Here is a 14,936-nt window from a genome sequence, read left to right as displayed (position 1 = left end):
GGAGAGAGTAATATGCCCAGTTATGCAAATCGCTATATAAGTAATTTAACCAGAGACACCTATGCACTGATTCTAGCCGGCGGACGAGGTTCTCGTCTGCATGAGCTAACAGACTGGCGAGCAAAACCAGCCGTTTATTTTGGCGGTAAGCACCGTATTATTGATTTTCCACTATCAAATTGTATTAACTCTGGTGTAAGGCGAGTAGGGATTGCAACGCAATATAAATCTCACTCGCTGATACGCCATGTGCATCGTGCATGGGGGCACTTTAAAAAGGAGTTAGGCGAGTCAGTTGAGATTTTACCTGCATCACAGCGCCATGGTGATGAATGGTATTGCGGTACTGCCGATGCGGTATTTCAAAATATGGATATTATTCGTCATGAACTACCTAAATATGTAATGATTTTGTCAGGCGATCATGTGTATCGTATGGATTACGGCGGTTTATTAGCAAAGCATGTAGAAAATGGTGCCGATATGACCGTGTGCTGTTTAGAAGTCGCGGTTGAAGAAGCAGCAGGCACCTTTGGTGTAATGACCGTTGATCAAGAAAATCGAGTGCGGCGATTCGACGAAAAACCAGCCGAACCTACCTCTGTGCCTGGTAAACCTGGTACATGCTTAGCGTCAATGGGTAATTACGTATTCAATACTGAGTTTTTATTTGAGCAATTACAAAAAGATTCACAAACCGAAGGCTCAGGACGTGATTTTGGCCATGACATTATTCCTGCCATTATCGAAGAGCATAATGTGTTTGCTTACCCATTTAGAGATCCTGCACAAGTAGGGCAACCTTATTGGCGCGATGTAGGGACTTTAGATTCATTTTGGGAAGCGAACATGGAGTTGGTTATGCCTGAGCCTCAATTGGATTTGTACGACCCTACTTGGCCAATTTGGACATACCAAGAGCAGCTTCCTCCAGCTAAGTTTATTTTTGATGATGACGATCGTCGAGGTATGGCTGTTGATTCAACCGTATCGGGCGGCTGTATTATTTCAGGTTCATTAGTGAGAAAGTCATTACTGTTTTCTAATGTACATATTCGCTCATATTGTACTATTGAAGAGTCGGTTATTTTACCCGGTGTTATAGTTAACCGTGGGTGTAAAATTAAACGTGCCATTATTGATAGAAGCTGTGAGATCCCCCCAGGATTAGAAATTGGTTATGATCGTAAAACAGACGAAGCCAATGGTTTTAGAGTATCTAAAAAGGGAATTGTTTTGGTAACCCGCGAGATGCTGACAAAGTTGGACACTAAGTTAAATCAATAATTAAATAGCAAGGCGAAAGCCTTGCAGCTAACTATAAGAGTAAATAAATGCATGTATTAATGGTTGCCGCAGAAAATGATGCGTTACCTAATGCCAAAGTCGGTGGTGTTGCCGATGTCATACGTGATGTACCTAAAGCGTTAGCAACACAGGGACTAACGATTGATGTGGCTATTCCTGATTATGGTTTTGAATTGGGTGAGCGCCGTTTTATTGGTGAAGTAAACGTTGCGTTCAATTCAGCCTCTCACGTTTTATCGCTGTTTGAAATTCCACAAACGCAAAATGCAGTGAGGCAAATAGTAATAAGCCACCCTTTGTTCAGCCAATCACATAGTGTGTATTGCAATGATGATGACAATCGTCCATTTGCTACTGATGCGAGTAAGTTTGCACTGTTTAATGCCGCGATTTGTGAAGCGCTTTTACAAGGGGTATTAAAACAACCAAACACGTTACATTTACACGACTGGCACAGTGCTTGTGTGGCAGTGTTACTAAAATTTGAGCCTCGCTATCGTAAACTTGCTAAGCTGCGCTTGGTGTACACTGTTCATAACTTAGCCTTACAAGGTATTCGCCCTTTTAAAGACGATGACTCTAGCTTAGAAGCGTGGTTTCCCTCATTAAGTTATGATGGTCAATTGCTTTGTGATCCCCGTTACCCTCATTGTTTTAACCCCATGCGCAGTGCTATTAATTTAGCCGATAAAGTACATGTGGTTTCACCCAGTTATAGCCAAGAAGTGCAGATAGCGAGTAACAATGCAGGCGGTTTTTTTGGTGGTGAAGGACTCGAGCGTGACTTACAACAAGCGGCTGAGCAGGGCAAGCTGATTGGGATACTCAACGGCTGTGATTACACAACTCAACACCCGAAGCAGGCAACGCTTAGCGAGCTTTTAGAGCAGATAGAAGCTACGCTTTTTAGTTGGATGGCAAAAAACGTACACTTAGACAGCAGCCACTATATTGCTCACCAACGTGTTTTACAATTTATGGCATCAGAGCTGCAAGGGCCTTTAGTGACCAGTGTAGGGCGGCTCACCGAGCAAAAAGTATTGCTGCTGTGCCAGCCACACAACAATAGTTTAACTATTGATGAGGTATGCAAGGTTATAAACCAATATAATGGTCGCTTGATTGTATTGGGCTCGGGCGATAAAAAACTAGAACAATTATTTACCACTGCAATGGCACGAAATAGCAATTTATTGTTTTTAAAAGGTTATGGCCAAGGTGTTGGTGATTTAATGTATCAACTAGGGGACTTATTTTTAATGCCTAGCTCTTTTGAGCCGTGTGGCATTAGCCAAATGCTGGCAATGCGAGCAGGTCAGCCTTGTCTTGTGCACAGTGTTGGCGGCTTAAAAGATACAGTTGAGCATAATGTGACTGGTTTTAGTTTTACTGGTGATACCTTATTGGCTCAGGCAGAGGCATTTTTAGTTTGTTTATCTGAGGCTTTGAGTGTAAAACAAACTAATCCTAAAGAATGGCAAGCAATAAAAAATAGCGCTAAGCATGCGCGCTTTGGCTGGGATGACGTCATAACTGATTATATTACATACTTATATTAAAAAATTTATTAAAGTTCAGTGACATCCGATCCTATTTACGCTTTAATTACTTAGTCTGGTGAAAATATAATAAAGTAGGTAATGTGTCGGTATTTGTTGCAAGGCAAGCAATTCTCAATCGAAATCAAAACGTAGTAGCTTATGAACTACTTTTTCGCAATAGTTCTGAGAACTGCTTTCCTGGTGTATCTGATGGTCAAGCTACAGCAAGGCTTATCATGGAAAACCAGCTAAACTTAGGTACCCGCCATATTACATCGGGTAAAAAAGCGCTTATCAATATTGGTCCTGAGTCCTTAAAGCTTGATTTATGTGATTTCTTACCCTGTAAAGATGTGGTTATTGAATTACTCGAAACCATAGAACCCACCGACGATACTTACGAGCTATGTCGCAAGTTATTCCATAGCAACTATAAGTTAGCCCTAGATGATTTTGTTTACTCACCACAGTGGGAGCGCTTTTTAAAACTGGTCAACTTAATTAAATTTGATATTCGACTTACTCCTCTTGCCGAAATCCCTCTGGTAGTTAATAAACTTAAAAAATATAAAAATATTAAGCTATTAGCTGAAAAAATAGAAACCGATGAAGAGTATAAATTAGCTCGTCAAATGGGGTTTGATTATTTCCAAGGTTATTATTTTGCGCGTCCAGTAATGATAGAGCAAAAAGATATTCATTATAATTATGGGCTGGTCATTGCCATTTACTCAGAAGTAATGAAACCAGATCCTGACATTAAAGTGATCACTGGTTTATTTGAGCTTGATGCGGCACTGGCTTATAAGCTACTGCGTTTATTAAATAGTGGTATATTTCCGCTGCAAAGCCAAATATCATCATTAAAACAAGCGCTGGTATATTTAGGTCAAGCGCGTTTAAAAAAGTTTGTGAGCCTAATTGTTACAGCACACACAGTGCGTGATAAGCCGATAGAGCTTATGCAAATGTGTGTTATTCGCGCTCGCTTTTGTGAATTAATAGCCAGTAAAGTCGCCAAACAAGTACAAGGTGAGGCATTTTTAACTGGGCTGTTTTCTCTTCTTGATGCTATTTTAGATAAGCCAATGGACTTGTTGGTTGATAAACTGCCATTCCCAGATGAAATTAAAGCGGCACTAACCGGCGAGAAAAATGATTTATATTATATCCTTGAAACGGTAAAAGCTTACGAAACGGGAAGCTGGTGGGCGCTTGAGAAAGCGGTATCACTCATTAATTTAGACAGTGCTTTTTTACCAAAATTATACAAACAAGCTGTAAAATGGGCCGATAGCTACAAAGATAATATTTAAAGGGATAGAGTTTGCGTAATTATAATATGGATTTTATAAGGGGCATAGCAGTACTTGGCCTGGTATTTATTAACTGCTATTCCTTCGCAATTTTTGAACTCAATTACACTCCACTCACCACACCTCCGGCTAGCGATAATTTTTTACACACCTTAAGCCTTATATTTGTTGAAGGGCGGTTTCGCACATTATTTACGTTATTATTTGGTGCTGGTCTTTATATTCAGTTCCAGCGACAGCAATGTATTGAGCCATTAAAAAAACGCCTATATTGGCTTATTGTGTTTGGTTTAATACATGGGCTTTTACTGTGGGCGGGTGACATTTTGTTTTTATATGGGGTGTCAGCACTACTGGTAATACGCTATTTAGATTCCACGGATGAAGAGCTTAAAAACAAAGCGGTCTTTTTTACTTTTATCGCTTTACTTGCCACAGCAATGTTTATGTTAGGGCTTAATGAAGAACCACTCTATAGGGATTCTCCCGAGTTTTACCAGATATATAATAGTTATTACCAAAGTATTGGTGCGCATTTTAGCCAAAATATAACAATGAGCATTTATATGTTGCTAACAGTACCTATTTTATTACTGTGGGCAAGTGCTGGCTTTATGCTAATTGGTATTGTTGCCTACAAATGTAATGTGTTTAGTGATGGATTTAACAGATCGGGGCTAATTAAGTTAGTTGTATTAAGTGTGTTACTGACTAGCTTACGATTAGTGTTAACACCATATGATCAAGGTATTGGCTACGCGTTACAAGAGCCTGTTAATGAATTAGCTGCCTTATGCGTGGCGCTACTTTATATTCATTTAATTGTTAAACTATGCAACAACAGCGCGCAAATAGGGGGGCTTATCCAACAGGTAGGGCGGTTAGCGTTTACTTTATACATAAGCCAAACCATTATGCAGTTATTATTGTTTAAAGTGCTTTTCCCTCAGTGGGCGCTTAGTTTTAACCGCATTGATTATTGGCTTGTCGCTATTTGCTTAGTAGTTGTACAGCTTATATTTACTGCACTCTACTGTCGTTATTTTAAGCAAGGACCCCTTGAATACCTATGGCGTAAATTAGCGCAAATTAAGCGCGAAAAAATAGCTTGAGTAGTTTAAACTATGCGCCTTTATATTTAAGAAGATTTGCCATATGACAGACTTAAAGCGTTTAAATAAATTTATTAGTGAGACAGGGTTTTGCTCACGCCGCGAAGCCGATAAATATATTGAGCAAGGTCGTGTTACTGTTAATGGCGAATTACCTGAAATGGGTGTTAAAGTTGCGCAGGACGATGTGGTATTGGTAGATGGTAAGCCACTAAAAGCGCCACCAAAACGAGTCTACATTGCTTATAACAAACCAGTGGGTATTACTTGTACCACAGAACGAAAAATTCAAAGTAATATTGTAAAAGCGGTTAATTACCCTGACCGTATTTTTCCTATAGGTCGTTTAGATAGGCCTTCAGAAGGATTGATTTTTTTAACCAATGAAGGCGACATCGTTAATAAAATCCTTCGTGCCGGAAATAATCATGAAAAAGAATACGTGGTTACCGTAGATAAACCACTTAATCGTCAGTTTGTGAATAAAATGGCGAACGGTATTCCAATTTTAGATACTGTGACCAAAAAATGTAAAGTGACGCAAACAGGTGCTCAGCAATTCACTATTATTTTGACTCAAGGTTTAAATCGTCAAATTCGTCGTATGTGTGAATACCTCGGTTACGAGGTTATTACACTTAAGCGTGTGCGTATTATGAATGTAACCCTTAAAGGGTTAAAAGTAGGGCAGTGGCGGCATTTAAGCGAAGCAGAAATGGCGGTTATTAACGATTCGATTGCTGATTCAGGGAAAACGCAAGAGCATTCGCTGTATGACGATAGTACATCGAATAATAACGTTGGGCTAACCACAAGCAACCAAGCAAAATCAGTGCATAAGCGTGAGTATCAAGGTGACAAGCCTCGAGGTACAAAGAACAGCGAACAACATAAGCAAGCCAACAAAAGCAGTCGTAATACGCCTTATCAGAAACGTTCAACCACCTATGTTGGTAAATCAAATGCCAACAAAGCCAATTCCGCATCAGGAACTAAAGCGAAGAGCAGTGGCACGTTAAGCTTAAAAAAGTAATTAAGTTGGTATAAACCAAGCAAATAAAAAACGCAGCCTAGGCTGCGTTTTTTATTAATTATTAAGACTGTTTAGGGTAGTCAATTCTAAATACCATAGTGTATAAAACCGGCACCACAATTAGAGTAAGTATGGTGGCAAAGCCTAAGCCAAACATTATAGTGACCGCCATCGACTGAAAGAATACGTCAAACAATAATGGGATCATACCAAGTATTGTGGTGATAGCGGCCATAGCAACAGGGCGGACGCGGCTTACGCCTGAATCAAACACTGCTTGATAGGGTGATTTACCCTCGCTAAGCTCTAAGTTTATTTGGTCGACCAAAACAATGCCGTTTTTAATTAACATACCACTTAAGCTTAATAACCCAAGTAGGCCCATAAAGCTAAACGGTGCATTCATTGCTAATAAACCGGCACTTACACCAATAATTGCCAATGGCACTGTAGCCCAAATTACAATAGGTTGTTTTAGAGAGTTGAAAAGTAAAACAGTAATAGCAAACATAGCTAAATAGCCAAGGGGTAAAGAGCCGAATATTGCTTTTTGAGCCTTACTAGATGATTCATATTCTCCGCCCCATTCTAAAGAGTAGCCATGCGGTAACTTGATAGATTCAATAGGGCCTCGTACTCTAGCAAACAATTTAGCGGCTGTTTCGTCGCCCAATACATTTTGATCGGCCATTATTGTAATTGTTCGCTTTCTATCGCGACGCATTATTAGGCTATCTTCCCATTCAACTATAAATTTATCAACGACTTGTGTTACCGGTACAAACACACCTAAAACAGGGCTGTATATTTGCAAGTCATGAACGCTGTCTACATTAAGGCGCTCACTCGCAGGTGAGCGAGCAATAATAGGTAAAAGCTGGGTTCCATCACGATATACACCGACTTGTTTACCCGAAAGACTTGTAAGCAGCACATCATCCAGGTCTGATTTACTGATTCCTAAACGTCGCGCTTTTTGCTCGTTAAACTGTGGGCGAATCATTTTAGTACGTGCACGCCAATCATTTCGAATATTAAACGCACCATCGTCTTGCGCCATAAGCTTTTCCGCTTCAGCTGCAAGTTTTCTAAGAATAACAGGATCTGGACCGGTAAAACGCGCTTCAATTTTAGCATCAGTTGAAGGGCCAATTTCCATTGGCTTTATTTTTAGCTCAGCAGATAGCGCCGAGTTTTGTGAATAATTACGTACTTTTTGCATGACTACCGCAACAGCTTCGCGGTCTTTTACTCTTATAATAAGTTGTCCATAAGACGAGTAAGACTTTTGAGGTGCATAAGTAAGCATAAAGCGCGGCGCACCTTGGCCTGTTGTGCTGGTTACTTCTTCTACAAGTTCTTCTTTTTGCAAATAGCGTTCAAGCTTCTTTATACCGTCTATTGTTGCGCGTATATCTGAGCCTTGTTGTTGCCAGTAATCTACGTAAAACATAGGTGTGTTAGAGGCCGGAAAAAATGACTGCTTAACCGAACCAAAACCAACGACAGCGCTGCAAAGTAATACAACCATGAGGATTATTGTTGATTTACGATAATGCATTGCTAAGTCTAAGAGTGTTTTATAACCTGTAAAAATAAATCCTTTATATGGATCGTTATCTGAATCGTCTTCGGTATCTTTTGCCTTTTTAAACTCATTTTCTGAAAACATAAGATTTGCAAAAAATGGCGTTAAGGTAATAGCGGTTATCCAGCTGAGTAACAAGGATATAAATAACACCCAAAACAAGCTGCCGGCAAACTCACCCGTTGCATCAGAACTCAAACCAATTGGAGCAAACGCAGTAATACCTATAATGGTTGCACCTAATAATGGCCACTTGGTCTGCTCTACAATATTAATAGCGGCTTTAAGTTTGGTTTGACCCCGTTTTAAGTTAATTAAAATACCTTCAGTCACCACAATAGCGTTATCTACTAACATACCAAGCGCAATGATCAGTGCACCTAATGATATACGTTGCAAATCTATGGCAAACAACTTCATAAAAATAAAGGTGCCTAAAACAGTTAGTAATAAAATACCACCAATTAAAATGCCGCTTTTAATGCCCATAAAAATAAGCAAAACAACAATGACGATTGCAATAGCTTCTAGCAAGCTTATAATAAATCCGTCAACTGAGGTCTCTACTTCTTTTGGTTGGTTATAGACGGCATTAACGTCAATACCATGGGGACGCTGGTACTCAAGTTCTGCTAAATGAGCATCTATACGTTTACCCACGTCAACCACATTAACGCCATTCATAAACGACACACCAATTAATAGTGCTTGCTCAGAATTGTATCTAATAACATTTGTAGGTACTTCAGCGTATTCTCTAAATACTTCAGCAACATCACCTAAGTAAATAAGCTCGCTGGCACCTGGTTTAGAAATTAGTAGTGTTTCAAGTTCTTTAACATCTTTAAATTCGCCAGTAGGGTGAAAACGAATTGATTCGTCGCCCACTCTTATTTTTCCTGCGTTAGATACCGTGTTTTGAGATTGTAACAAAGCAAATATATGGCTAGGTGCTATACCAAGTTGGGCTAATTTACGGGTAGATATTTCTACCATTACTTGCGGCTGTTGTTCACCTGCAATAGTAACTTTACTAACCCCTTTAACTAATACCAATTCACGTTTTAAATAATCGGTGTAGTCTTTTAGCTCATCGTAAGAATAGCCGTCACCAATAACTGAATATAAAACACCATATACATCGCCAAAGTCATCTAAAATGGTGCTTGGGTATACGCCACTGGGTAGCGATGGCGAAAGGTCATTAATTTTACGACGCATTTCATCCCAAATTTGGCGAAGTTGTTCTTTTCGATAGGTGCTCTTCATCTCTACGGCTATTTGAGATTTGCCATTTGACGAAATAGACGTGACATGATCAACATATGGCAATTGTTGAATTGCATTTTCTAGAGGAAACGTAACTTCTTCTTCAACCTGTTGCGGCGAAGCACCAGGGTACATGGTAATAACCATAGCCTGCTTTAGAGTAAACTCAGGGTCCTCTAGTTGGCCTAAATCAAAATAAGATACACTTCCGCCAATTAAAAGAAGTAGTGCAAACATCCAACTAATTACTTTTTTTTCTATGGAAAGTTGTGCAAAGCTCATAATTATAAGCCTCGCTCTTTATTCCATGGGCGAACTTTCATGCCTTCTTCTATTGAGTGCACACCAGCAGACACCACAACTTGGCCTTCTTTTATGCCGCTAAGTACTTCTATGCCATCGTGGTGTAATTGGCCAACTTCAACAGCTTGCTTATGAACTTGACCCGTTTGCTCATCGTAAAGCCAAACATAGGCATTATTGTTAATCGCTTTTTGGGGATCAGAAAAAACCGACTCAATAGGCAATATGGTATAAGCAACCTGCGAGCGAGTTACTTTACTTAAATCAATTAAAACACGGCCAGTCATACCGGCTAGCAAGTTAAAATCATCAGGAACTGGTAACGAAAATACAACTTTATAGGTCAGTGTTGCAGGGTCGGCTTGGGTGTCCCACTCTTTAATGTCGAGGGTGTATTCTTTATCTTCAAAACCATCAAATTTAACTGTTGGATGGTAATCAGTGCCTTTTTTAAAACGCGCCACTATTTTTTCAGGAACCTGAATTTCTACGTCCATCAAATCGCGAGTTTCTAGGCGTAAAATATTTTGCTTTGCCTGAATGTTTTCAAAGTTTTTTACAAATACCTTTGCAACGGTACCGGCAAATGGCGCACGCAACTCGCTGTATTCGAGGTTGGTTTCAGCGATTTTAAAAGCCGATTCGGCAATTTGCATATTTGCTAAAGCTTGGTCTAACTCAGATTGGCTAGTGATTTTCTTTTCAAATAGCTGTTCTATTCTGCTCAATTGCGACTTTGCCAACTCATAACGTGCCTTTCGTTCATCAAACTGCAGTTGAAAATCTTCAGGGTCTAATTTTGCTAATAAATCCCCTTTTTCAACATGTTCGCCAGCAAGAACCGGAAACTCTATAAGTTCACCGTTTACTCTAAATGCAAGGTACGATCCCTGGTTTGCAACTACCTCAGCCGGAAAACTACGAATATTAATTTGTGAGTCGTGACCTATAGTGAAAAGTTTAACAGGGCGAATAGGCTCTTCTTTAACCTGTTGTTCTGGTTCAGAACAAGCGATTAAGCTAAGTAAGGTCGTCGTTAATAAACATAGACGAAAGAGTTTCATGTTGTCTCCGTTGCAATATTGGCAAATTAATTAAGTGCAGAATACGCTGCAAACATATAAAATAAAATTCATTAAATCTTACAGACTTAATAAGTTTTATTTATGATGTTTTTAGGTACAATATGAAGCTGAATCAATTAGTAATTTTAGATGCCATAGTACAAAGCGAAAGCTTGAGCGGGGCTGCTCAAAAGCTTCATAAAACGCAGCCTGCGTTAACGCTAGCGATTAAAAACTTAGAATCGCAAATAGGGTTTGAACTTTTAGACAGAACTAAATATAGGTTACAACTTACTGAAAAAGGGCGCATCTTCCATCGTGAAGCGCAACAGCTACTGCATGCAAATGACGAGCTTGCAAAACTGGCGGAAGAGCTCTCATTAGGTAATGAGCCGCAATATAAAATTTGTTATGAGCAGCTTTGCCATAAGCAAAGTTACAACCAGATCATAAGTAATACTTTTAAACAGTTTACCAGCACCGAGTTTTGTATTAGTAGCGGCAAACGATTTGTATCGTTAGAGCAAGTAAATAATGGACAAGCAGAGCTAGGCATTGGTCCGTGGTTTGATTTATTTCATGCCACTGGCGATTTAGAAAGTTTGCCCATAGGTAAGCTCGATATTGGGATAGTAAGCGCAAAAGGGGTTTTACCAAAACAGCTCACTTATAATCAACTACAAAACTACCCCTGCTTAGCGATGTTTGAAAGCGATTTAAGTATAGACAGTGAAAGGCTTTCATATTCCAAAGGGTCAGCAATGATGAAAATAGACGATGTAGCTACCTTAAAATCGTTTTTACTCTCAGGGGCTGGTTGGGCAATGATGAGCTTAGATCATTGCAGACCTGAAATAAAAGCAGGTTTATTACAAGAAATCATTATTACCGACCGTGAGCATAAATTTAGCGCACAAATAAGAGCGTTTAGGCAACACGCTATTCACCATGGTCCAGTGGCGCGTACTGTATGGAACCAATTTAAACAACTAAGCAAGGCATACGCTAATAAAAATGGATATTGATAAACACACTGTAATTTATACTATCATAGCGAGTATACCCAAAGGTTGTGTTGCCAGTTATGGCCAAGTAGCTGCCCTTGCGGGTTATCCTAATAATGCTAGGTTGGTAGGTCGTTTATTAAAAGAGATGCCAAAAGATTCGGCGATCCCTTGGCATCGAGTGGTTAATAGCCAAGGTAAAATATCGTTTCCCGAAGGAAGTGATAAATACCAAGAACAACGACAAAAACTGTTATTAGAAGGTGTTAATTTTAAGAATAATAAAGTGAATATGCGCGAGTGTAGATGGGAGTGATATCACCACTCTCGTCAGATAAGTGCCCGTGTAGGTTGGACAAGTGGCGGAGCCACGCCATCCGACAAAAGTAAAATATCTTGCCAATAACTCTCAATATTTTATGTTGTCGAGTGGCTAGAGAGTGCCAATTGCAGACAGTGGTAACGCCCGCAGCAACCGCAGCTTTGTAGTGGAGCCGCAGGCGCAACGGAAAAGCTGTCGGATTGCCTGCGATTGTTAGGGCGTGACTTAGCGCTACCCACCTTTAATTGCCGCTCCGACAAATACACCAACCAATGAGGACAACACGCCGATGACCACCGGCACCCACCATCGAAGCTCCTTACGACGAACAACTGCTTGAGTTTGTAGCTTCACTGCTACATCTATTAATGCAAGGATTTGTTCCGAGGACAGAGGCAAACGGGAGATATGAGACCTATTGTCTTTCGGCAATGCCTTGAATTGCTCTACCGTAATTACTTCTTCAGTCTGTGTGTTATAGACTCTAGGTTGAGCGCGCCGAACGACTAGTGACTGAAAATCGTCATCGCCTATACCGGCCCGAAAAAATTCGGGATGCTCATTAAAAATGGATTGCCAGTCATTCGCGCTCTTTGGCTTTTCGCCGAGCAAATTAGCCCATGACTCTACCTTGCGTCCCGAATACCTATATGTACCCATTACCTGAATTGCAGCGATTACATCAGCAAGCCTATGTTGATGAGCAAGGTAAGGGGATTGTTTCTCAATCATGACTTGTCCTGTTGTGAGCCCTAACAATTTAATAGTGCGCTCATCGCGCATATTTCTGCCGACTTAACGCTCATTTATCTATTTTATATAGTTTTAACAAATTATCTAAGGCATTACTATCACTAAGTTTTCTAAATTTTTTAGGTAAAGTTAAATGGACCAATATGCGCACAGCGCTCATTTTCATGAATATATGCGCAAGAGCAGTTTAACTAATCTATTAACGACAATATTTAGTCAATCTCAATGACCGTTTCTCGCTGTGTGTTGCATCGAATGGTTGAACTCACAGCTCAAACCAGACTAATCTATATGGCTAACCAGCCTAATAAACATAATTACTGATCGATATATAATGGCTAACGCATCCGCCAATAACAAAGAGGTGCCAAATAGCATGGCTATATTGAGTGCTTTTTGCACTGTAAAAAATAGTACCTACACTATAAAATAAGCCGCCAGCTAATAGCCAATAAAGTGCATTGATAGGCACGTTTAAATAAAGCGGATACACAATGGCTAATGCAAACCATCCCATTAATAAATAAGTAGCCAGTGATACTTTTTTATTGCCATTTTTAACCAATAGCTTATAAGCGATGCCTGCAAACGCTACTGTCCAAATAAAGACTAAGGTAGCCCAAGACCAGAGCCCAGATAACGACAGCAACAAAAAGGGCGTGTAGGTGCCTGCAATCAGTAAATAGATGGCGCAATGATCACATTTTTTGTAAAACGCTCTCAATCTTGGGCGCACACTGGCGTGATAAAGCGTTGAAGATAAAAATAAAATAAACAAGCTACTGCCGTATATCAGAGTACTGGCATAGCTTTTCACACTATTAGTTTGTTTAACTAAATCCCAAAAAACAAAAGCAGCAAATACAATGCCTAAGGCATGACTAATAACATTTAACAGCTCTTCTTTTTTAGAATAGGGAGCTTCAAAAGACATAACAGATCCTACCACTTTGCGAATGAATTTTAGTGTACATGTGTACGCTGAAATTTTCAAATACGAAACAAAGTCATTAATTTACTGAACATTAACAAACACACTATTATTTGGTTTTATTTTAAAATTAATTGGTCAAATTTACTAACCTAGATTTTGTGGATTTCTTTTTTATTAATTTATTTCATTTTAAAACAATGGCTTACAAAGTTTATTCATTATGGCATAGCCCTTGATTGTAACTAAGCGTACTAACCAATAAACAAACAAGGAATACTATTATGAACACTTCAATCAACATCACAATCGCAAGCTTACTTGTATTAGGTTCAACTAACGTTAACGCTACAGAAGTCGATTTAAATATTACAGATATGCTAACTAACACTGTGTCTACTTATGTGTCACAGGCAAGCAATGAACTTGAAAAGTCAGTAAAAGAAGCCGTTTCTTTTGATGCACAGGTTATTCTTGACAGCTTACTTGAAAGTAATCCTGTGGTTGATAATAGCAACATGGACGAAAAACAACGTGTAGTTAAAGCACAACCAAAGCAATAAAAAAGGGAATAAGAGTAATGAACAGTGAGTTCGAACTATTAGCCTTAATGTTGGCACCTGTGGCAAGTATACTGAGTGTTTATTACTTGGTTTACATGATAAAAAATGTGGGAATGAGGTTTAATTAGCGGATGCATTTGCACTGTAAAGCAATCGATGTAACTAAAGCTGATCGACTTGAATAAAGCGCACGTAAATAAAGGCAGAGTGTTTGAAAGAAGTAGACTTTATGAAACGTGCGATTTTCCCATTACCTATATTTATATTACCTGAAGGCTATACGCGATTACGTATATTTGAGCCTCGTTATTTAACGATGGTAAAAAACGCATTAAAAACCAATAGCGGTTTTGTTTTATGTACCTTTGAGCATGACACCCCGTTAAACATAAGCGCCCAAGGCTGTTTAATGGATGTTATTGACTTTGATCAAGACGAAAGTGGTATGCTATTAATTGATGTATTTGCATCTAAGAGTGTGCAAATAGATAACGTGTATCAAGATGAGCAGGAACTTCGCCATGGTGATGTATCCGCTTGCAACACACCTTATTGGTACAACAAAGACAACCACGAAATTGGTCAGCACCACTTTTTACAAGTGACACTAGAAGAAGTCTTTGCGAATAACCCCGATTTGCAATCGCTTTACAAAACCACCAAGTTTAATAAACTCACGTGGATTGTTGCACGATGGCTTGAATTACTTCCCATTTCTATAGAGAAAAAACAACAACTTGCATTTGAGACTAACTTTGATAACTTGCTTAGTTTCCTCCATACTGTGATTAATAACGAATTTGCCTAAAATAATTATGATCCGCTTGTA

General features: G+C 39.3%; 13 protein-coding genes. 9 read left to right on the top strand and 4 right to left on the bottom strand.

The features are described from left to right. The first annotated feature begins 12 nt into the window (after positions 1 to 12). From glgC to rluF, 5 genes are all read left to right on the top strand, one after another. Positions 13 to 1,287, top strand: coding sequence for a glucose-1-phosphate adenylyltransferase (gene glgC / locus FHG08_RS16955; protein ID WP_138607932.1), 1,275 nt, complete (start codon positions 13 to 15; stop codon positions 1,285 to 1,287). 47 nt (positions 1,288 to 1,334) lie between these two features. Further along, positions 1,335 to 2,867 (top strand): glycogen synthase, encoded by a 1,533-nt coding sequence (locus FHG08_RS16950; protein ID WP_178957166.1) that lies wholly within the window; start codon positions 1,335 to 1,337, stop codon positions 2,865 to 2,867. A gap of 83 nt (positions 2,868 to 2,950) precedes the next feature. Further along, a complete protein-coding gene (locus FHG08_RS16945; protein WP_138607936.1) occupies positions 2,951 to 4,165 on the top strand; it encodes an EAL and HDOD domain-containing protein in 1,215 nt (404 codons plus the stop codon). Positions 4,166 to 4,191: 26 nt separating this feature from the next. Continuing rightward, the gene (locus FHG08_RS16940; RefSeq protein ID WP_178957446.1) at positions 4,192 to 5,277 is read left to right on the top strand and encodes a DUF418 domain-containing protein; all 1,086 of its coding nucleotides are present in this window, start codon (positions 4,192 to 4,194) and stop codon (positions 5,275 to 5,277) included. A 43-nt stretch (positions 5,278 to 5,320) separates the two neighbouring features. Next, entirely contained in the window at positions 5,321 to 6,310 is a 990-nt protein-coding gene (rluF, locus tag FHG08_RS16935) for a 23S rRNA pseudouridine(2604) synthase RluF (RefSeq protein WP_178957165.1), read from the top strand. A gap of 61 nt (positions 6,311 to 6,371) precedes the next feature. Here rluF and FHG08_RS16930 read toward each other — a convergent pair whose 3' ends face one another. Both FHG08_RS16930 and FHG08_RS16925 read right to left on the bottom strand, forming a co-directional pair. Then, positions 6,372 to 9,449 (bottom strand): efflux RND transporter permease subunit, encoded by a 3,078-nt coding sequence (locus FHG08_RS16930; protein ID WP_178957164.1) that lies wholly within the window; start codon positions 9,447 to 9,449, stop codon positions 6,372 to 6,374. A 2-nt stretch (positions 9,450 to 9,451) separates the two neighbouring features. Next, positions 9,452 to 10,534, bottom strand: coding sequence for an efflux RND transporter periplasmic adaptor subunit (locus tag FHG08_RS16925; protein ID WP_138607942.1), 1,083 nt, complete (start codon positions 10,532 to 10,534; stop codon positions 9,452 to 9,454). Between the two features lie 122 nt (positions 10,535 to 10,656). Here FHG08_RS16925 and FHG08_RS16920 point away from each other — a divergent pair, with 122 nt between their 5' ends. Both FHG08_RS16920 and FHG08_RS16915 read left to right on the top strand, forming a co-directional pair. After that, positions 10,657 to 11,559 carry a LysR family transcriptional regulator gene (locus FHG08_RS16920; RefSeq protein ID WP_138607944.1) on the top strand — a complete coding sequence of 301 codons (903 nt, stop codon included), beginning with the start codon at positions 10,657 to 10,659 and terminating at the stop codon, positions 11,557 to 11,559. Continuing rightward, the gene (locus FHG08_RS16915; RefSeq protein ID WP_178957163.1) at positions 11,549 to 11,854 is read left to right on the top strand and encodes an MGMT family protein; all 306 of its coding nucleotides are present in this window, start codon (positions 11,549 to 11,551) and stop codon (positions 11,852 to 11,854) included. The genes FHG08_RS16920 and FHG08_RS16915 overlap by 11 nt, the downstream gene beginning before the upstream one ends. 237 nt (positions 11,855 to 12,091) lie before the next feature. Here FHG08_RS16915 and FHG08_RS16910 read toward each other — a convergent pair whose 3' ends face one another. Both FHG08_RS16910 and FHG08_RS16905 read right to left on the bottom strand, forming a co-directional pair. Next, a complete protein-coding gene (locus FHG08_RS16910; RefSeq protein WP_178957162.1) occupies positions 12,092 to 12,643 on the bottom strand; it encodes an N-carbamoyl-L-amino acid amidohydrolase in 552 nt (183 codons plus the stop codon). Positions 12,644 to 12,917: 274 nt separating this feature from the next. Then, complete coding sequence (locus FHG08_RS16905) at positions 12,918 to 13,547, bottom strand: hemolysin III family protein (RefSeq protein WP_178957161.1); 630 nt, start codon at positions 13,545 to 13,547, stop codon at positions 12,918 to 12,920. Positions 13,548 to 13,828: 281 nt separating this feature from the next. On the opposite strand from FHG08_RS16905, the gene FHG08_RS16900 reads away from it, so the two are divergent. Both FHG08_RS16900 and FHG08_RS16895 read left to right on the top strand, forming a co-directional pair. Next, positions 13,829 to 14,107, top strand: a complete 279-nt coding sequence (locus FHG08_RS16900) for a hypothetical protein (protein WP_054201634.1) — start codon at positions 13,829 to 13,831, stop codon at positions 14,105 to 14,107. A 229-nt stretch (positions 14,108 to 14,336) separates the two neighbouring features. Continuing rightward, positions 14,337 to 14,915, top strand: coding sequence for an LON peptidase substrate-binding domain-containing protein (locus FHG08_RS16895; protein WP_171039629.1), 579 nt, complete (start codon positions 14,337 to 14,339; stop codon positions 14,913 to 14,915). Positions 14,916 to 14,936 lie beyond the last annotated feature (21 nt).

Origin of the sequence: Pseudoalteromonas sp. Scap03 (genome assembly GCF_013393115.1) — a bacterium.
GTDB lineage: Bacteria > Pseudomonadota > Gammaproteobacteria > Enterobacterales > Alteromonadaceae > Pseudoalteromonas.
Note: the sequence above shows the minus strand (reverse complement) of the source record. Positions and strands in the feature narration are given on the sequence as shown.

Bases quoted from the DNA above. Each gene is read 5' to 3' on its own strand.
- FHG08_RS16915 (WP_178957163.1), top strand. From the start codon at position 11,549: ATGGATATTGATAAACACACTGTAATTTATACTATCATAGCGAGTATA.
- FHG08_RS16950 (WP_178957166.1), top strand. From the start codon at position 1,335: ATGCATGTATTAATGGTTGCCGCAGAAAATGATGCGTTACCTAATGCC.
- FHG08_RS16905 (WP_178957161.1), bottom strand. From the start codon at position 13,547: ATGTCTTTTGAAGCTCCCTATTCTAAAAAAGAAGAGCTGTTAAATGTT.
- FHG08_RS16910 (WP_178957162.1), bottom strand. From the start codon at position 12,643: ATGCGCGATGAGCGCACTATTAAATTGTTAGGGCTCACAACAGGACAA.
- FHG08_RS16925 (WP_138607942.1), bottom strand. From the start codon at position 10,534: ATGAAACTCTTTCGTCTATGTTTATTAACGACGACCTTACTTAGCTTA.
- FHG08_RS16895 (WP_171039629.1), top strand. From the start codon at position 14,337: ATGAAACGTGCGATTTTCCCATTACCTATATTTATATTACCTGAAGGC.
- FHG08_RS16900 (WP_054201634.1), top strand. From the start codon at position 13,829: ATGAACACTTCAATCAACATCACAATCGCAAGCTTACTTGTATTAGGT.
- FHG08_RS16920 (WP_138607944.1), top strand. From the start codon at position 10,657: ATGAAGCTGAATCAATTAGTAATTTTAGATGCCATAGTACAAAGCGAA.
- FHG08_RS16930 (WP_178957164.1), bottom strand. From the start codon at position 9,449: ATGAGCTTTGCACAACTTTCCATAGAAAAAAAAGTAATTAGTTGGATG.
- glgC (WP_138607932.1), top strand. From the start codon at position 13: ATGCCCAGTTATGCAAATCGCTATATAAGTAATTTAACCAGAGACACC.
- FHG08_RS16940 (WP_178957446.1), top strand. From the start codon at position 4,192: ATGGATTTTATAAGGGGCATAGCAGTACTTGGCCTGGTATTTATTAAC.
- rluF (WP_178957165.1), top strand. From the start codon at position 5,321: ATGACAGACTTAAAGCGTTTAAATAAATTTATTAGTGAGACAGGGTTT.